This window comes from Brevundimonas sp. AVps23W (genome assembly GCF_058681395.1).
Window position 1 is genome coordinate 1,376,420 of record NZ_CM178738.1, and the last position, 14,898, is coordinate 1,391,317.

24 protein-coding genes and 1 riboswitch are annotated in these 14,898 nt (G+C 64.4%); of the genes, 23 read left to right on the plus strand and 1 reads right to left on the minus strand.

From position 1 onward, the window contains the following. Nucleotides 1–207 precede the first annotated feature (207 nt). Complete coding sequence (locus tag ACW177_RS06785; RefSeq protein ID WP_492027843.1) at nucleotides 208–1,098, plus strand: head GIN domain-containing protein; 891 nt, start codon at nucleotides 208–210, stop codon at nucleotides 1,096–1,098. Nucleotides 1,099–1,231: 133 nt separating this feature from the next. Here the strand turns inward: ACW177_RS06785 and ACW177_RS06790 are convergent, their stop codons facing one another. Then, nucleotides 1,232–1,984, minus strand: coding sequence for a porin (locus ACW177_RS06790; protein ID WP_492027844.1), 753 nt, complete (start codon nucleotides 1,982–1,984; stop codon nucleotides 1,232–1,234). Nucleotides 1,985–2,235: 251 nt separating this feature from the next. Beyond that, nucleotides 2,236–2,436, plus strand: a riboswitch (cobalamin riboswitch). Between the two features lie 107 nt (nucleotides 2,437–2,543). Between ACW177_RS06790 and metE the strand changes: the two genes are divergently transcribed. From metE to rplO, 22 genes are all read left to right on the plus strand, one after another. Continuing rightward, nucleotides 2,544–4,892, plus strand: coding sequence for a 5-methyltetrahydropteroyltriglutamate--homocysteine S-methyltransferase (metE, locus tag ACW177_RS06795; protein WP_492027845.1), 2,349 nt, complete (start codon nucleotides 2,544–2,546; stop codon nucleotides 4,890–4,892). Nucleotides 4,893–5,249: 357 nt separating this feature from the next. Further along, complete coding sequence (gene rpsJ / locus ACW177_RS06800) at nucleotides 5,250–5,555, plus strand: 30S ribosomal protein S10 (RefSeq protein ID WP_105563630.1); 306 nt, start codon at nucleotides 5,250–5,252, stop codon at nucleotides 5,553–5,555. Nucleotides 5,556–5,576: 21 nt separating this feature from the next. Continuing rightward, complete coding sequence (gene rplC / locus ACW177_RS06805) at nucleotides 5,577–6,326, plus strand: 50S ribosomal protein L3 (protein WP_055753390.1); 750 nt, start codon at nucleotides 5,577–5,579, stop codon at nucleotides 6,324–6,326. Continuing rightward, entirely contained in the window at nucleotides 6,326–6,964 is a 639-nt protein-coding gene (gene rplD, locus ACW177_RS06810) for a 50S ribosomal protein L4 (RefSeq protein ID WP_492027846.1), read from the plus strand. Before rplC ends, rplD begins: the two co-directional genes overlap by 1 nt. Continuing rightward, nucleotides 6,964–7,266 carry a 50S ribosomal protein L23 gene (locus tag ACW177_RS06815; protein WP_492027847.1) on the plus strand — a complete coding sequence of 101 codons (303 nt, stop codon included), beginning with the start codon at nucleotides 6,964–6,966 and terminating at the stop codon, nucleotides 7,264–7,266. Before rplD ends, ACW177_RS06815 begins: the two co-directional genes overlap by 1 nt. A gap of 4 nt (nucleotides 7,267–7,270) precedes the next feature. Continuing rightward, nucleotides 7,271–8,107, plus strand: a complete 837-nt coding sequence (gene rplB / locus ACW177_RS06820; RefSeq protein WP_267516094.1) for a 50S ribosomal protein L2 — start codon at nucleotides 7,271–7,273, stop codon at nucleotides 8,105–8,107. A gap of 2 nt (nucleotides 8,108–8,109) precedes the next feature. Beyond that, nucleotides 8,110–8,388 (plus strand): 30S ribosomal protein S19, encoded by a 279-nt coding sequence (gene rpsS, locus ACW177_RS06825; protein WP_008262211.1) that lies wholly within the window; start codon nucleotides 8,110–8,112, stop codon nucleotides 8,386–8,388. A gap of 3 nt (nucleotides 8,389–8,391) precedes the next feature. After that, nucleotides 8,392–8,772, plus strand: a complete 381-nt coding sequence (rplV, locus tag ACW177_RS06830; RefSeq protein WP_008262904.1) for a 50S ribosomal protein L22 — start codon at nucleotides 8,392–8,394, stop codon at nucleotides 8,770–8,772. Next, entirely contained in the window at nucleotides 8,772–9,527 is a 756-nt protein-coding gene (gene rpsC / locus ACW177_RS06835; RefSeq protein WP_183194940.1) for a 30S ribosomal protein S3, read from the plus strand. Before rplV ends, rpsC begins: the two co-directional genes overlap by 1 nt. Before the next feature lie 3 nt (nucleotides 9,528–9,530). Next, on the plus strand, nucleotides 9,531–9,971 hold the full coding sequence (rplP, locus tag ACW177_RS06840; RefSeq protein ID WP_267516103.1) for a 50S ribosomal protein L16: 441 nt from the start codon (nucleotides 9,531–9,533) through the stop codon (nucleotides 9,969–9,971). After that, entirely contained in the window at nucleotides 9,971–10,168 is a 198-nt protein-coding gene (gene rpmC / locus ACW177_RS06845) for a 50S ribosomal protein L29 (RefSeq protein ID WP_008263673.1), read from the plus strand. The genes rplP and rpmC overlap by 1 nt, the downstream gene beginning before the upstream one ends. A gap of 10 nt (nucleotides 10,169–10,178) precedes the next feature. After that, a complete protein-coding gene (rpsQ, locus tag ACW177_RS06850) occupies nucleotides 10,179–10,421 on the plus strand; it encodes a 30S ribosomal protein S17 (RefSeq protein ID WP_267516110.1) in 243 nt (80 codons plus the stop codon). Between the two features lie 18 nt (nucleotides 10,422–10,439). Next, nucleotides 10,440–10,808, plus strand: coding sequence for a 50S ribosomal protein L14 (rplN, locus tag ACW177_RS06855; RefSeq protein ID WP_003164378.1), 369 nt, complete (start codon nucleotides 10,440–10,442; stop codon nucleotides 10,806–10,808). Between the two features lies 1 nt (nucleotide 10,809). Then, nucleotides 10,810–11,118: a 50S ribosomal protein L24 gene (gene rplX / locus ACW177_RS06860; RefSeq protein ID WP_008263379.1), complete on the plus strand. Its 309-nt coding sequence runs from the start codon at nucleotides 10,810–10,812 to the stop codon at nucleotides 11,116–11,118. Then, the gene (gene rplE, locus ACW177_RS06865; RefSeq protein WP_154726240.1) at nucleotides 11,118–11,678 is read left to right on the plus strand and encodes a 50S ribosomal protein L5; all 561 of its coding nucleotides are present in this window, start codon (nucleotides 11,118–11,120) and stop codon (nucleotides 11,676–11,678) included. The genes rplX and rplE overlap by 1 nt, the downstream gene beginning before the upstream one ends. Nucleotides 11,679–11,697: 19 nt before the next feature. Then, nucleotides 11,698–12,003, plus strand: coding sequence for a 30S ribosomal protein S14 (rpsN, locus tag ACW177_RS06870; protein WP_008259854.1), 306 nt, complete (start codon nucleotides 11,698–11,700; stop codon nucleotides 12,001–12,003). Between the two features lie 15 nt (nucleotides 12,004–12,018). After that, nucleotides 12,019–12,417, plus strand: coding sequence for a 30S ribosomal protein S8 (rpsH, locus tag ACW177_RS06875; protein WP_008262310.1), 399 nt, complete (start codon nucleotides 12,019–12,021; stop codon nucleotides 12,415–12,417). A gap of 1 nt (nucleotide 12,418) precedes the next feature. Then, nucleotides 12,419–12,952 carry a 50S ribosomal protein L6 gene (gene rplF / locus ACW177_RS06880; protein WP_492027848.1) on the plus strand — a complete coding sequence of 178 codons (534 nt, stop codon included), beginning with the start codon at nucleotides 12,419–12,421 and terminating at the stop codon, nucleotides 12,950–12,952. Between the two features lie 3 nt (nucleotides 12,953–12,955). Continuing rightward, nucleotides 12,956–13,312, plus strand: coding sequence for a 50S ribosomal protein L18 (gene rplR / locus ACW177_RS06885; RefSeq protein WP_154726238.1), 357 nt, complete (start codon nucleotides 12,956–12,958; stop codon nucleotides 13,310–13,312). A gap of 12 nt (nucleotides 13,313–13,324) precedes the next feature. Then, on the plus strand, nucleotides 13,325–13,933 hold the full coding sequence (gene rpsE, locus ACW177_RS06890; RefSeq protein WP_271164723.1) for a 30S ribosomal protein S5: 609 nt from the start codon (nucleotides 13,325–13,327) through the stop codon (nucleotides 13,931–13,933). A 2-nt stretch (nucleotides 13,934–13,935) separates the two neighbouring features. Beyond that, on the plus strand, nucleotides 13,936–14,124 hold the full coding sequence (gene rpmD, locus ACW177_RS06895) for a 50S ribosomal protein L30 (protein WP_183194946.1): 189 nt from the start codon (nucleotides 13,936–13,938) through the stop codon (nucleotides 14,122–14,124). A gap of 166 nt (nucleotides 14,125–14,290) precedes the next feature. After that, a complete protein-coding gene (gene rplO / locus ACW177_RS06900) occupies nucleotides 14,291–14,884 on the plus strand; it encodes a 50S ribosomal protein L15 (RefSeq protein WP_008260404.1) in 594 nt (197 codons plus the stop codon). Nucleotides 14,885–14,898: the final 14 nt, after the last annotated feature.

The window sequence follows — 14,898 nt, forward strand, 5'->3', positions numbered from 1 at the left end:
CGACTACGACGGCGCGGGAAACGGGTGGGAGCGATGAAGAGCCGGATCGCCAAGTTTGAACGCGATTTCGAACCCCGTCTCGGCGTCGCCGACGGCGTGGGCGCGTTGGGACGCCCGGTTAATTCGAGTTCATGACCTCGAGTTAAAATGACTCCCCGCAGTCGGGCGCGCACCTTTCTCTCGTAATCGGGAAAGGGAAGGCCGAACATGAAGACCGCATTGATCGCCGCCGCCGGAGTCTCCGCACTGATCGGACTCGCGGCCGCCGCGCCCGCTTTCGCCGGCGAAGTCGAGATCCGCAACGCCGTGGCGCGCGTGATTGTCATCGTCGAGGATCGTCAGGACATCGGCGTCGAAGTGACGCAAGGTCGTTCGCGTCTGCCGGCCGTCCAGGTGCGCCGCAATGGTCGCGACGTCGAGATCGACGGCGGGCTGCGCCGCAATGGCCTCTGGGGCCGGAGCGACGGCATACGCAACTGCAACTCAGGCCGCGCCGACGCGGCCCAGCCCGGCCAGGGCGCCACCGTCGAAGTGCGGGACCTGGGTCGCATCCGTCTGGAGGACGCGCCTCTGATCGTGGTGCGAACACCGCGTGATGTGGAAGTCAGCGCCGGCGGCGCCGTCTTCGGCGCCGTGGGACGCGGCGCGCGATCTGTCGAGCTGGACAGCGGCGGATGCGGAACCTGGACCATCGCCAATGTGGACGGCTCGCTCGAGCTGGGCGTCGGCGGGTCAGGCTCCGTTCGCGCCGGCACATCCCGCTCGCTGGAAGCCAATGTGGGCGGATCGGGCTCGATCTCCGCCGGGGCGACCGGAAACCTCAAGACGGCGGTCGGTGGCTCGGGCAGCGTCGAGGTGGCCAGCGCCAATGGTCGCGGCGACGTCTCCATCGGCGGTTCCGGCGGCGTCAATATTCGGCAGGGTCGAATGGACAAGCTGTCGGTGGCCATCGGAGGCTCCGGCGACGTCCGCTTCGGCGGGACCACGCGCGACCTCAGCGTCGCCATCGCGGGATCGGGCGATGTTCGCGTCGCCGCCGCGACCGGCGCAGTATCCCGTTCCATCGTCGGATCCGGAACGGTTCATATCGGGCGCTAAGACCCGTCTCTCCGCCGCGAGAGGAAAGGCCCCCGGTCGTGGAACCCCGGGGGCCTTTTTCGTGTCCCAAGCAAAGAAAAAGCCCCGGCGGATCGCTCCGCCGGGGCTTCGGCTTTCAGGAAACCTGAAAGACTTAGAAGGCGCTCAGGACGCTCGCGATCGACGAGCCGCTCAGGCCGGCGCCGGCGCGGTCACGTGCTTGCAGACCACCGCCGAAGCTGTAACGCAGGCCCAGCGACCAGGTGTCGATGTCCAGCGAGTCGATGTCGGCGCGGGTGTAGGAGGCGGCGACCGAGAAGGGGGTTTTCTCGATTTCGTACTCGGCGCCCACGCCATAGGTCCAGGCGTCCACATCGCCGCCGGTGACGTCGAGGTTGTTGTAGCTGACGCCGGCGTTCAGGCGCAGGTTCGCCATGACATAGAAGGCGGCGTCGCCGCCCACGGTCCAGATGTCGGCGTCAATATCGTCAGCCTTCGTGTAGGCGACTTGGCCGGTCAGGGTCGCCTTGGACAGATACTTCTGGGCTTCGGCGCCGACGGTCCAGATCGGGTCGTTGCCCGAGCCGATGTCGTTGGCGGAGACGAAGGCGCCGGCGCGGACGTCCGAGGTCCACATCTTGGTCAGGTGAGCGGCGGCGGCGCCGGTGACGTCTTCTTCACCGAAGGCTTTGGTGTAGTCGACAGCGCCGTTCAGGGTCACGGTCCAGTCGGCGGCCGGCAGGGCGACGGTGCCGTCCACGGTCCAGGCGTCGGCGTCATAGTCGGTGTCGGCGAAATCGACCGAGGGGTTGGAATAGGTCACGCCGACCGAACCGACGGCGTCTTGAGCGAAGGCCGGGGCGGCGAACAGGGCGGCGGCGGCCGATGCGAGGAGGATCGTCTTCATTTTCTTTTTTCCTTAGCAGTCTCAACCCGGATGGGGATCCGAGGAGGGCGGCTGCTATCAGGACGCGACTAAGCTGAGCATTAAATCGTCGTTACATAAGTGTCTTGAAACTGCCGTGTGGCCGATCCGCCACGCCTTGTGGCTGCAATGTGTCAGGCGTGGGCGCGTCTCGGGGCAAAGGGTTAAGATCGGTCAACCATATAATCATATAAGCATATCCTTATATGTATTGACGGCACGATGGATGTCAGGCCATCTTGAGCCGTCGTGGTCTCCCCGTGTCGTTCGGCGCGTGGAGCTAAGAGGGAAGCCGGTGAGACACCGGCGCTGCCCCCGCAACTGTAAGCGGCGAGTCGAGGGTCCATCTCGTGTCACTGGCGTTCGCGCCGGGAAGGCCGGGCCCGAGGCGTCGACCCGTGAGCCAGGAGACCTGCCCCGACAGATAACGTCCTCCGGCGGGGTGTCCGGTCAGGCCGCATGCGCGCCGCCGGACCCTTGTTCGCGTCGGCGTCCGCGCGACCCTGTCCGAAGCCTGGCCACAATACAGGTTTCGAATGTCATGACCCGCCACCCCGTCCAGGTCGCCACCCTCGGCTTTCCCCGCATCGGTCCCAAAAGAGAACTGAAGATCGCGCTGGAATCCCATTGGGCCGGCAAGATCGACGCCCAGGCCCTCCAGTCCGCCGCCGCCGAGCTGCGCGGCCTGACCTGGACGCGCCAGCGCGACCTGGGGGCCGACATCGTGCCGTCCAACGACTTCTCTCTTTATGATCATGTGCTGGATCTGACCGCCATGGTCGGCGCCGTTCCTGCAGCCTATGGCTGGAGCGGGGATCGGGTCGATCTGGCCACCTACTTCGCCATGGCGCGCGGATCGCGCGGCGATGCCGAGGTCTGCACACACGGCCATGTCCATGCGAGCGGCGAGGGGGCGCCGGCGATGGAGATGACCAAATGGTTCGACACCAACTACCATTATCTCGCGCCGGAATTCACCGCCGACCAGGTGTTCCGTCTGGGCTCGACCAAGGTGTTGGACGAATATCTGGAGGCCAAGGCCCAGGGGATCGAGACCCGGCCCGTGCTGCTGGGTCCGGTCAGCTATCTGCTGCTTGGCAAGACGCGGGGCGAGGCCTTCGACGTGCTCCGCCTGCTGCCGCGCTTGCTGCCGGTCTATGCCGAGGTGCTGCGGTCATTGGCCCGCGCCGGCGCCACCTGGGTCCAGATGGACGAACCCTGCCTGGTCACGGATCTGAGCGATGAGGCGAAGGCGGCCTATGACCACGCCTACCGCGTACTGACCGACGTGACGCCGCCGATCAAACTGATGCTGACCTCCTACTTCGGGGCTCTGGGCGATAATCTGGAGACGACGCTGCGCCTGCCGGTTCACGGCCTTCACATCGATCTGATCCGGGCGCCGGAGCAACTGGCGCAAGTCGCATCGGCGACGCGGGTCGATCAGGTGCTTTCGTTGGGCGTCATCGACGGCCGCAATGTCTGGAAGGCCGACCTCAACGCCGTGCTCGACAAGGTCGAACCTCTGGTCGCTTCGGGACGCAGGGTGGTGATCGCGCCGTCCTGCTCCCTGCTGCACACGCCGATCGACCTGGAACGCGAGGCCGCGCTCGATCCCGAGATCAAGGACTGGCTGGCCTTCGCCGTCCAGAAGGTGGCCGAGCTGGCGACCCTGGCGCGGGCGCTGAACGAAGGACGAGCGGCGGTGAAGGCGGCGCTGGACGCCTCGACCGCCTCCGTCGCTTCGCGTCGCACCTCGCCCCGCATCAATGATCCGAAGGTTCAGGCTCGTGCGGCGGATGCCGACCCGGCCCTGGCGCGCCGGACCTCCTGCTTTGAGATACGCCGCCAGGTCCAGCAACGGCGTCTGAACCTGCCAGCCTATCCGACCACCACCATCGGCTCCTTCCCCCAGACGGCCGAAGTCCGCAAAGCCCGCGCCGACCACGGCAAGGGCGTCATCGACGATGCGGCCTACGCTCGCTTCCTGCGCGAGGAGACGGCGCGGACGGTGAAGTGGCAGGAGGACCTGGGTCTGGACGTGCTGGTTCACGGCGAGTTCGAACGTAACGACATGGTCCAGTATTTCGGGGAGCAACTGTCCGGCTTCGTCTTCACCAAGGCGGCCTGGGTGCAATCCTATGGCTCGCGCTGCGTCCGCCCGCCGATCATCTTCGGCGACGTGTCGCGGCCCAGGCCGATGACGGTGGAATGGTGGCGCTACGCCCAGTCCCTGACCGACCGTCCGATGAAGGGGATGTTGACGGGCCCGGTGACCATCCTGAACTGGTCCTTCGTGCGCGACGACCAGCCGCGCAGCACCACCTGCCGCCAGATCGCCTTCGCCATTCGCGACGAGGTGACGGATCTGGAGACAGCCGGCGCCGCGGTGATCCAGATCGACGAGGCGGCCTTGCGCGAGGGCCTGCCCCTGCGCCGCGCCGACTGCGCTGACTATCTCGACTGGGCGGTCGAAAGCTTCCGCATCACAGCCTCGGGGGTCAGGGACGAGACTCAGATCCACACCCACATGTGCTATTCGGAGTTCAACGACATCATACAGTCCATCGGGGCCATGGATGCGGACGTCATCTCCATCGAGACCTCACGCTCGAAGATGGAGCTGCTCGACGCCTTCTCCGACTATCGCTATCCGGCCGAGATTGGGCCGGGCGTCTATGACATCCACTCGCCGCGCGTCCCGTCGGTGGATGAGATGGCGGCGCTGCTGTCGGCGGCGGCAGGCAAGCTGCCGGCGGATCGGCTGTGGGTGAACCCTGACTGCGGCCTGAAGACCCGCGCCTGGCCGGAGACCGAGGCGGCGCTAAATAATATGGTCTCGGCGGCCCGGAGCGCACGGGAAGGGGTGCTGAGCGGAGATTGGACGTAACGACATTCTGGGCGTCCGGCGGAGCGTTTTGGCGCTCCGCCGCAGGGCGAAAATCAGCCTGACGAAATCCTGTCACAGCACCGGTTTGCGCGCTTGACGAAATCAGAATCGATAGGCATAAGCCACCACTCTTGTTGGACCGGCTGTGCAGTTCGCTGCAAACGCGGTTCGCAGGAACGACCTAAGTCACTGTTCTTTGCAGCTTCTTGGGACTTCAACGGCCTTCGCGGGCAACTGCGTGGGCCGATCGTTTTTGCGGATTTGCGTTCCCTGAGGGCTATATGCCCGAAGGCCTTCGGTCTTTGAAATGGTTCACAGGGACGCGGTCCTCCGACCGCATTGGAAGTAAGCACCGATATGGATCAAAGCATCCGCATCAGGCTCAAGGCCTTTGATCACCGCGTCCTCGATTTTTCGACGCGCGAGATCGTTAATACCGCCAAGCGCACCGGCGCGACCGTTCGCGGTCCGATTCCGCTGCCGACCCTGATCGAGAAATTCACCGTGAACCGCTCTCCGCACGTCGATAAGAAGTCGCGTGAGCAGTTTGAAATCCGCACGCACAAGCGCGTGCTCGACATCATCGACCCCACCCCGCAGACCGTGGACGCGCTCATGAAGCTCGACCTGTCCGCCGGTGTGGACGTCGAGATCAAGATTTAAAGTAGAAAGAGGCGGGATCCGATGCGCACGGGCGTGATCGCCAAGAAGCTGGGCATGACCCGCGTGTTCGCCGATGACGGCGCGCACGTACCGGTCACTGTGCTGCAGCTCGACGGCTGCCAGGTCGTCGGCCAACGTACCCAGGAGCGTGACGGTTACGTCGCTCTCCAGCTGGGCGCTGGCACGAAGAAGGCTAAGAACACCAACAAGGCTCAACGCGAGACCTTCGCCAAGGCGGAAGTCGAGCCCAAAGCCTATGTGACCGAGTTCCGCGTCGATGCGGACGGTCTGCTGGACGTGGGCGCCGAACTGTCGGCTGAACACTTCCTGGTGGGCCAGAAGGTCGACATCCAGGGCGAGACCATCGGTAAGGGTTTCGCCGGCGCCATGAAGCGCTGGAACTTCGGCGGCCTTCGCGCCACCCACGGCGTTTCGGTCTCGCACCGTTCGCACGGTTCGACGGGTAACCGTCAGGACCCGGGTCGTACCTTCCCTGGCAAGAAGATGGCCGGTCACTACGGGACCGAAACCGTCACCACCCAGAACCTGACCGTCGTCCGCGTGGACGCCGAGCGTGGCCTGATCCTGATCAAGGGCGCTGTCCCCGGTCACGACGGCAGCTACGTCAAGGTTCGCGACGCCATCAAGAAGGCTCGCCCGGCCGACGCTCCGTTCCCCGGTGCGTTGAAGTCGAGCAAGTCTGCTGCTCAACCCGCCTCGACCCCGGCTGAAGAAGCCCCTGTCGAAGCGACCGAAGGCGGTGAAGCGTAATGAAACTCTCTGTCATCCAACTCGACGGCAAGGCCGCTGGCGACGTGGAACTGTCGGACGCCGTCTTCGGCATCGCTGACATCCGCGGCGACATCCTGGCCCGCACCGTCAACTGGCAACTGGCCAAGCGCCGCGCCGGTACGCACAAGGTTCAAACCCGCAACGAGAATTCTCGTACGGGCAAGAAGATGTACAAGCAAAAGGGCACCGGCGGCGCTCGTCACGGTTCGCGCCGTGCACCGCAGTTCGTCGGCGGTTCGCGCGCCTTCGGTCCGGTCGTTCGCGACCACGGCTTCTCGCTGCCGAAGAAGATCCGCGCGCTTGCTCTGCGTCACGCCCTGTCCTCCAAGGTGAAGTCGGGCGACCTGATCGTCGTCGACACCGTCTCGGTCAAGGAAGCCAAGACCGCCTCGCTGCGCGAGACGCTCGGCAAGCTGGGCTGGACCAAGGCTCTCATCATCGCGGGTCCGGAAGTCGACACGAACTTCGGCCTGGCCGCACGCAACATCCCGCACATCGACGTGCTGCCGAACGCCGGCCTGAACGTCTATGACATCCTGCGGGCTGACAAGCTGGTGCTGACCAAGGCCGCCATCGAGGCGATCGAAGCCCGCTTCAGCGATAAGGAAGCCGCGTAATGGCCGCTCAACCTACCGCCAAGCACTACGACACCATCCTGGCTCCGGTGATCACCGAGAAGGCCACGATCCTGTCGGAGCAGAACAAGGTCGTCTTCCGCGTCGCCGACACGGCGACCAAGGACGAGATCGCCGCGGCGGTCGAAAGCCTGTTCAAAGTCAACGTCGTCAAGGTCAACACCCTGGTTCAAAAGGGCAAGACCAAGCGCTTCCGGGGCATCCTCGGCCGTCGCGTCGATATCAAAAAAGCGATCGTGACCCTGGCCGAAGGCCAGTCGATCGACGTCACCACGGGGCTCTGATCAGATGGCCTTGAAACATTACAATCCGACCTCGCCGGGCCGTCGCGCCCTCGTGCTGGTCGACCGTTCGGAACTCCACAAGGGCCGTCCGGAAAAGTCGCTGACCGAAGGCCTGACCAAGTCGGGCGGACGCGGGCAGGGCGGTCGCATCGCGGTCCGCTTCCGTGGCGGCGGCGCCAAGACCCTGTACCGCAAGATCGACTTCAAGCGTCGCAAGTGGGACATGGTCGGCACGGTCGAGCGTCTGGAATACGATCCGAACCGCACGGCCTTCATCGCCCTCGTGACCTACGAAGACGGCGAGAAGACCTACATCATCGCGCCGCAACGCCTTAAGGCCGGCGACGTGGTGATCGCGGGCGAAAAGACCGACGTGAAGCCGGGCAACGCTATGCCGCTTCGTTCGATGCCGGTGGGTACGATCATCCACAACATCGAGATGAAGCCGGGCAAGGGCGCTCAGCTGGCTCGCTCGGCCGGCGCCTACGCCCAGCTGGTGGGTCGCGATCAGGGCTACGCCCAGATCCGTCTCGGCTCGGGCGAGCTTCGCATGGTCCTGGACGGCTGCATGGCCACGGTGGGCGCGGTTTCGAACCCCGACCACATGAACCAGAACCTCGGCAAGGCCGGTCGCAAGCGTCACATGGGCTTCCGCCCGCACGTCCGCGGCGTCGCCATGAACCCGATCGACCACCCGCACGGTGGTGGTGAAGGCCGGACCTCTGGTGGTCGTACCCCGGTTACCCCGTGGGGCAAGGACACCAAGGGCACCCGTACCCGCAAGAACAAGGCTACGGACAAGTACATCATCCGTACCCGCCACGTTAAGAAGGCTCGCTAAGAATGGCCCGCTCCTCCTGGAAAGGCCCGTTTGTCGACGGGTATCTGCTCAAGAAGGCCGACGCCGTTCAAACGTCGGGCCGCAAGGACGTGATCAAGACCTGGTCGCGCCGCTCCACCATCCTGCCGCAGTTCGTCGGTCTGACGTTCGGCGTCCATAACGGTCAGAAGCACGTGCCCGTGTCGGTCTCGGAAGAGATGGTCGGCATGAAGCTCGGCGAGTTCGCCCCGACCCGGAACTTCCCGGGTCACGCGGCGGACAAGAAGGCCAAAAGGAAGTAACTGATGGCCCAGACCAAGAACATTCGTCGGGTCGCCCCGACCGAGGCCCGCGCCAAGCTGGTCAACGTGCGCATCAGCCCGCAAAAGCTGAACCTGGTCGCCGCATCGATCCGCGGCATGCCGGTTCAGAAGGCGCTGAACGAGCTGGAATTCAGCCGTAAGCGTATCGCGACCGACGTCCGCAAGGTCCTGTATTCGGCGATCTCGAACGCTGAGAACAACCACAACCTCGACATCGACAACCTCGTCGTCGCCGAGGCCTTCGTGGGCAAGAACCTGGTGATGAAGCGTTTCGCGAGCCGTGCTCGTGGCCGTTCGTCGCGCATCCTGAAACCGTTCAGCGAGATCACCATCGTGGTCCGTGAAGCCGGCGAGGCCGCCTGATGGGTCAGAAAATCAATCCGATCGGTCTGCGCCTCGGCGTGAACCGTACGTGGGACAGCCGTTGGTTCGCCGCCGGCGCCGACTATTCCCGCCTGCTGCACCAGGACCTGAAGCTGCGCGAGTGGCTGCGGGAACGCCTGGCCGCCGCCGGCGTGTCGCGCATCATCATCGAGCGCCCGCACAAGAAGTGCCGCATCACCATCTACGCCGCCCGTCCGGGTGTCGTGATCGGTAAGAAGGGCGCTGACATCGAGAAGCTCCGCAAGGACATCTCGGCGCGCACCGAAGGTGAAGTTCACCTGAACATCATCGAAGTCCGCAAGCCGGAAACCGATGCGCAGCTGATCGCCGAGAACATCGCCCAGCAGTTGGAACGTCGTGTTGCATTCCGCCGCGCAATGAAGCGGTCGATGCAGTCGGCGATGCGTTTGGGCGCCAAGGGCATTCGGATGAATGTCTCGGGTCGTCTGGGCGGCGCTGAAATCGCGCGGATGGAATGGTATCGCGAAGGTCGCGTGCCGCTTCACACCCTGCGGGCCGACATCGACTATGGCTTCTACGAAGCCAAGACGACCTACGGCATCATCGGCGTGAAGGTCTGGGTGTTTAAGGGTGAAGTGCTCGAGCACGATCCGATGGCCCAGGACAAGCGTTGGGCCCAGGAAGCGTCGGGTCCGTCCTCGAACGAAGGCCGCGAACGCGGCGGCCCCCGTGGCGACCGCGGTCCGCGTCGCGACCGGGGACGTGAGAACTAAGTCATGTTGCAACCGAAGAAGACCAAGTACCGCAAGGCCTTCAAGGGCCGCATCCACGGCTCGGCCAAGGGTGGCTTCTCGCTGAACTTCGGGTCGTACGGCCTGAAGACGCTGGAGCCGGAACGCATCACGGCGCGTCAGATCGAAGCGGCTCGCCGCGCGATCACCCGTCAGATGAAGCGCCAAGGCCGCGTCTGGATCCGCGTCTTCCCCGACCTGCCCGTCACGGGCAAGCCGGCCGAAGTCCGGATGGGTAAGGGCAAGGGCGCCGTGGACCATTGGGCCGCGCGTTGCCACCCGGGCCGCATCCTGTTTGAAATCGACGGTGTCACGGACGAAGTCGCCCGTGAAGCCCTCCGTCTCGGCGCCGCCAAGCTGCCGGTCCGCACCAAGGTCGTGACCCGCATCGACGCCGGCATCGCCCATGTCGAGGTAGCCGCCTAATGACCAAGATCGCCGATCTGCGGTCGCAAACGACCGACCAACTGTCCGACGAGCTGCTGAAGCTCAAGAAGGAACAGTTCAACCTGCGCTTCCAAGCGGCCACCGGCCAAATGGAAAAGACTCACCGCGTTGGTGAAGTCCGCAAAGACATCGCCCGCATCTCGACGCTTCTGCGCGAGAAGCGTGCGGCCTCGTAAGGAAACGAATATGCCCAAGCGAATTCTTGAAGGCGTGGTCGTGTCCGACAAGGGCGACAAGACCGTCGTCGTGAAGGTGGAGCGCACGCTGCTTCACCCGGTTCTGAAGAAGATCGTTCGTCTTTCGAAGAAGTATCACGCCCACGACGAAGCCAACGCGCTCAAAGTCGGCGACATCGCTCGCATCGTCGAGTGCGCCCCGAAGTCCAAGTTGAAGCGCTGGGAAGTCCTTTCCAACGCCTCCGCCTCGTAATCAGAAGGATCTGATCTTATGATCCAGATGCAAACTAACCTGGAAGTGGCCGATAATTCGGGCGCCCGCCGGGTCATGTGCATCAAGGTGTTGGGCGGCTCCAAGCGCCGCTACGCCTCGATCGGCGACACAATCGTCGCCTCCGTGAAGGAAGCCATCCCGCGTGGCCGCGTGAAGAAGGGCGACGTTGTTCGCGCCATCGTCGTGCGCACCGCCAAGGACATCCAACGCAAGGACGGCTCGGTCATCCGTTTTGACAAGTCGGCCGCCGTCATCGTCAACAAGCAGAACGAGCCTGTCGGCACGCGGATCTTCGGCCCGGTTCCCCGCGAACTGCGCGCCAAGAACCACATGAAGATCATCTCGCTGGCTCCGGAGGTCCTGTAACATGGCCGCCAAGATCAAGAAGGGCGACCGCGTCGTCGTCCTCACCGGCAAGGACAAGGGCCGCACGGGCAACGTGCTGAAGGTCCTGCCTACCGAAAACCGCGTCCTCGTCGAAGGCGTCAACATGGTTCAGCGCCACACGCGCCCGAGCCAGGCTGACCCGCAGGGCGGCATCAAGAACAAGGAAGCCTCGCTTCACCTGTCGAACGTCGCGATCGCCGACGCCAACGGCAAGGCGACCCGCGTCGGCTTCAAGATCGATGGGGACACCAAGGTCCGCATCGCCAAGACGACGGGAGACGTCATCTGATGGCTACCGAGAAGTACACTCCGCGCCTCAAGGGCGAGTACCAGGCGCGTATCCGCCAGGTGCTGAAGGAAAAGTTCGGCTACACGAACGAAATGCAGGTGCCCAAGCTGGACAAGATCGTCCTGAACATGGGTATCGGCGAAGCCGTTGCTGACTCCAAGAAGGCGAACGCCGCCCTCAAGGATCTGACGGCCATCGCCGGTCAGAAGGCCGTCGCCACCAAGGCCCGTAACTCCATCGCCGGCTTCAAGCTGCGTGAAGGCATGGTCATCGGCGGCAAGGTCACCCTGCGCGGCGACCAGATGTACGAGTTCCTGGACCGGTTCATCACGATCGCGCTGCCGCGCGTGAAGGATTTCCGTGGTCTGAAGGGCACGTCGTTTGACGGTCGCGGCAACTACGCCACCGGTCTGAAGGAACACATCGTGTTCCCGGAAATCAACTACGACCAGATCGACCAGATGTGGGGCATGGACATTGTCGTCTGCACCACGGCCAAGACCGATGAGGAAGCCAAGGCTCTCCTCACCGAGTTCAAGTTCCCGTTCGTGAAGAACTGAGCGGGAAGGGAAGAGAACAATGGCTAAGAAGAGCGCCGTAAACCGCAACGAAGCCGTCAAGGCCCTGGTTGCGAAGTATGCCGCGAAGCGGGCCGCCCTGAAGGCGACCGCCAACGATGAAAACCTGCCGCTTGAGGAGCGCTTCGACGCGCGCCTGAAGCTGGCTGAACTGCCGCGCAACTCCGCGCCGACCCGTATTCGCAACCGTTGCGAAGTCACCGGTCGCCCGCGTGCGTTCTATCGCAAGCTCAAGATGAGCCGGATTGCGCTGCGTGAACTCGGCAACCAGGGCCAGATCCCTGGCCTGACCAAGTCCAGCTGGTAAGGGGAGCGAACAGACATGATGATCAACGATCCCCTGAGCGACATGATCGCTCGCATCAAGAACGCGGCGACCCGCAAGCGTTCCAAGGTGCTGACCCCCGCTTCCCGTCTGCGCCAGCGCGTCCTCGACGTGCTGCAGGACGAAGGCTACATCCGCGGCTACAACCTGGTTCAGAACCCGGGTGAGTTTCCGCAGTTCGAGATCGAGCTGAAGTACTTCGACGGTCAGCCCGTCATCGCCGAGATCGCTCGCGTGTCCAAGCCGGGCCGCCGCGTCTATTCGGCGATCGGCGATCTGAAGCCCGTCAAGAACGGCCTCGGCATCTCGATCCTCTCGACTTCGAAGGGCGTCATGTCCGACGCTTCGGCCCGCGACGCCAACGTCGGCGGCGAAGTCCTCTGCAGGGTCTACTGATATGTCCCGTATTGGCAAGAAAACCATCGCTGTGCCGAAGGGCGTGACTGTCACGCTCAACGGTCAGACCGTCTCCGTGAAGGGCCCCAAGGGCGAAAGCTCCTGGACCGTCGCCGAGGAAATCGAAGTCACGCAAGAAGGCGACGAGCTGTCGCTGGGCCTGCGCACGGACACGCAACGCGGTCGCGCGATGTGGGGCCTGTCGCGCACCCTGGTCGACAACATGGTCACCGGCGTCACCACCGGCTTCGAGAAGTCGCTTGAGCTGGTGGGCGTGGGTTACCGCGCCGCGATGAAGGGCAACGCCCTGTCGCTGCAGCTCGGCTTCTCGCACGAAGTCGATATCGATCCCCCGGCCGGCGTCAGCTTCGCCGTTCCGAAGCAGACCGAGATCAAGATCCTCGGTTCGGACAAGCAAGCCGTCGGTCAGATCGCCGCGGTCATCCGCAAGCTGCGTCCGCCTGAGCCCTACAAGGGCAAGGGCGTCCGTTACGCCGGCGAGACCGTGCGTCGCAAGGAAGGCAAGAAGAAGTAAGTCATGGCTCTTTCTCTTCGACAACAAGCCAAGCGCCGCTCGGAGCGCACTCGTCGCCGCCTGAAGGCCGTCGCCAACGGCCGTCTGCGCCTGTCGGTGTACCGTTCGGACAAGAACATCTCGGCCCAGATCATCGACGACGCCCAAGGCGTGACCGTCGCGTCGGCCTCGTCGCTGGAAGGCGGCAAGGGCAAGCGCGGTTCGGACACGGCTGCGGCCGCCGCAATCGGCAAGCTGATCGCCGAACGCGCCATCGAGAAGGGCGTCAAGGACGTCGTCTTCGACCGTGGCGAGTACATCTATCACGGCCGGGTCAAGGCGCTGGCGGAAGCCGCGCGCGAAGCCGGCCTGAACTTCTAAGGGACGCGAAGCATGGCGCATCAACCCCAGCGCGGCGGCGGCGGCAACGATCGCAACCGTCGTGACAACCGCAACGCTCCCGCAGTCGACGGTCCGGATTCGGACATCGTCGAAAAGCTGGTGCACATCAACCGCGTCGCCGCCACCGTCAAAGGCGGCCGTCGCTTCAGCTTCGCAGCCCTGATGGTCGTCGGCGACGGCAAGGGTCGCGTCGGCTTCGGTCACGGCAAGGCGCGCGAAGTGCCGGAAGCCATCCGCAAGGCGACCGAAGAAGCCAAGAAGACCATGATCCGCGTTCCGCTTCGCGAGAACCGCACCCTGCACCACGACGGCAACGGCCGTTGGGGCGCCGGCAAGATCATGATGCGCGCCGCCCCTCCCGGGACCGGCGTCATTGCGGGCGGTCCGATGCGCGCCGTGCTCGAAACCCTCGGCGTCCAGGACGTCGTGGGCAAGTCGACCGGCTCGTCGAACCCCTACAACATGATCCGCGCGACGTTCGAAGCGCTGAAGGTCCAGTCCTCGCCCCGTCAAGTCGCGTCCAAGCGCGGCAAGAAGGTCGCGGATCTGATGGGCCGTCGCAACGACGGCGCCTCGGCGCCCGAAGCTGTGGAGTCCTAATCATGGCCGAGCAAAAGACCGTCACCGTCAAGCAGACCGGTTCGCCGATCCGCCGCAAGAACGACCAGCGCGCCACCCTGGTGGGCCTGGGTCTGAACCGCCTGGGTCGCGAGTCGACCCTGGAAGACACGCCTTCGGTTCGCGGGATGATCGCCAAGGTCGCCCACCTGACCGAGATCGTCGAAAAGTAAGACCGGCGGCCGCCTCGGCGGCTGTCAAAAGTGAAAAGTGTTAGTGAGCGAGGAGTGAGCGAGGGCTTGCTTCTCGCTCACTTTTTGCTCACTAGCACTCCTCACCAAATTCAACCGCCGAGTCCGGACGATTGTCCGGGCGCTAGCACCCGAAAGGATCAGGCATATGAAACTGAACGAAATCCGCGACAACGAAGGCGCGCACAAGAAGCGCATGCGTGTCGGCCGTGGCCCCGGTTCGGGCAAGGGCAAGACCTCGGGCCGCGGCGTCAAGGGTCAGAAGTCGCGTACCGGCGTCAGCCTGCTGGGCTTCGAAGGCGGCCAGATGCCGCTGTACATGCGTATGCCCAAGCGCGGCTTCAACAACCCGAACGCCCTGAAGCTGGCCGAAGTGAACCTGTGGCGCCTGCAAGACGCCATCGACGCCGGCAAGCTGGACGCCAAGTCGGAACTGAAGGGCGACGCCCTGGTCGCCGCCGGCGTGATCCGTCGCGTCAAGGACGGCGTGCGTCTGCTGGGCACCGGTGAAGTCAAGCAAGCGCTGAACCTGGTCGTCTGGTCGGCCACCGCCGGCGCCAAGAAGGCTATCGAAGCCGCCGGCGGCACCGTGCTGGAACAACGTATCGAAGCTGAAGCCAAGGCCGCTGCGCGCGTCGAGAAGCGCAACGCCGCCAAGGGCAAGGCTCCGGCTCCGAAGGCCCCGCGCGGCGACGAGAACAAGATCTCGGCCCGCACCAAGCGCGCCGCCGCCAAGGCCTAAACAACGCGTCGTCG

Coding starts and splice junctions, on each gene's coding strand:
- ACW177_RS06785 (WP_492027843.1), top strand. CDS start 208: ATGAAGACCGCATTGATCGCCGCCGCCGGAGTCTCCGCACTGATCGGA.
- ACW177_RS06790 (WP_492027844.1), bottom strand. CDS start 1,984: ATGAAGACGATCCTCCTCGCATCGGCCGCCGCCGCCCTGTTCGCCGCC.
- metE (WP_492027845.1), top strand. CDS start 2,544: ATGACCCGCCACCCCGTCCAGGTCGCCACCCTCGGCTTTCCCCGCATC.
- rpsJ (WP_105563630.1), top strand. CDS start 5,250: ATGGATCAAAGCATCCGCATCAGGCTCAAGGCCTTTGATCACCGCGTC.
- rplC (WP_055753390.1), top strand. CDS start 5,577: ATGCGCACGGGCGTGATCGCCAAGAAGCTGGGCATGACCCGCGTGTTC.
- rplD (WP_492027846.1), top strand. CDS start 6,326: ATGAAACTCTCTGTCATCCAACTCGACGGCAAGGCCGCTGGCGACGTG.
- ACW177_RS06815 (WP_492027847.1), top strand. CDS start 6,964: ATGGCCGCTCAACCTACCGCCAAGCACTACGACACCATCCTGGCTCCG.
- rplB (WP_267516094.1), top strand. CDS start 7,271: ATGGCCTTGAAACATTACAATCCGACCTCGCCGGGCCGTCGCGCCCTC.
- rpsS (WP_008262211.1), top strand. CDS start 8,110: ATGGCCCGCTCCTCCTGGAAAGGCCCGTTTGTCGACGGGTATCTGCTC.
- rplV (WP_008262904.1), top strand. CDS start 8,392: ATGGCCCAGACCAAGAACATTCGTCGGGTCGCCCCGACCGAGGCCCGC.
- rpsC (WP_183194940.1), top strand. CDS start 8,772: ATGGGTCAGAAAATCAATCCGATCGGTCTGCGCCTCGGCGTGAACCGT.
- rplP (WP_267516103.1), top strand. CDS start 9,531: ATGTTGCAACCGAAGAAGACCAAGTACCGCAAGGCCTTCAAGGGCCGC.
- rpmC (WP_008263673.1), top strand. CDS start 9,971: ATGACCAAGATCGCCGATCTGCGGTCGCAAACGACCGACCAACTGTCC.
- rpsQ (WP_267516110.1), top strand. CDS start 10,179: ATGCCCAAGCGAATTCTTGAAGGCGTGGTCGTGTCCGACAAGGGCGAC.
- rplN (WP_003164378.1), top strand. CDS start 10,440: ATGATCCAGATGCAAACTAACCTGGAAGTGGCCGATAATTCGGGCGCC.
- rplX (WP_008263379.1), top strand. CDS start 10,810: ATGGCCGCCAAGATCAAGAAGGGCGACCGCGTCGTCGTCCTCACCGGC.
- rplE (WP_154726240.1), top strand. CDS start 11,118: ATGGCTACCGAGAAGTACACTCCGCGCCTCAAGGGCGAGTACCAGGCG.
- rpsN (WP_008259854.1), top strand. CDS start 11,698: ATGGCTAAGAAGAGCGCCGTAAACCGCAACGAAGCCGTCAAGGCCCTG.
- rpsH (WP_008262310.1), top strand. CDS start 12,019: ATGATGATCAACGATCCCCTGAGCGACATGATCGCTCGCATCAAGAAC.
- rplF (WP_492027848.1), top strand. CDS start 12,419: ATGTCCCGTATTGGCAAGAAAACCATCGCTGTGCCGAAGGGCGTGACT.
- rplR (WP_154726238.1), top strand. CDS start 12,956: ATGGCTCTTTCTCTTCGACAACAAGCCAAGCGCCGCTCGGAGCGCACT.
- rpsE (WP_271164723.1), top strand. CDS start 13,325: ATGGCGCATCAACCCCAGCGCGGCGGCGGCGGCAACGATCGCAACCGT.
- rpmD (WP_183194946.1), top strand. CDS start 13,936: ATGGCCGAGCAAAAGACCGTCACCGTCAAGCAGACCGGTTCGCCGATC.
- rplO (WP_008260404.1), top strand. CDS start 14,291: ATGAAACTGAACGAAATCCGCGACAACGAAGGCGCGCACAAGAAGCGC.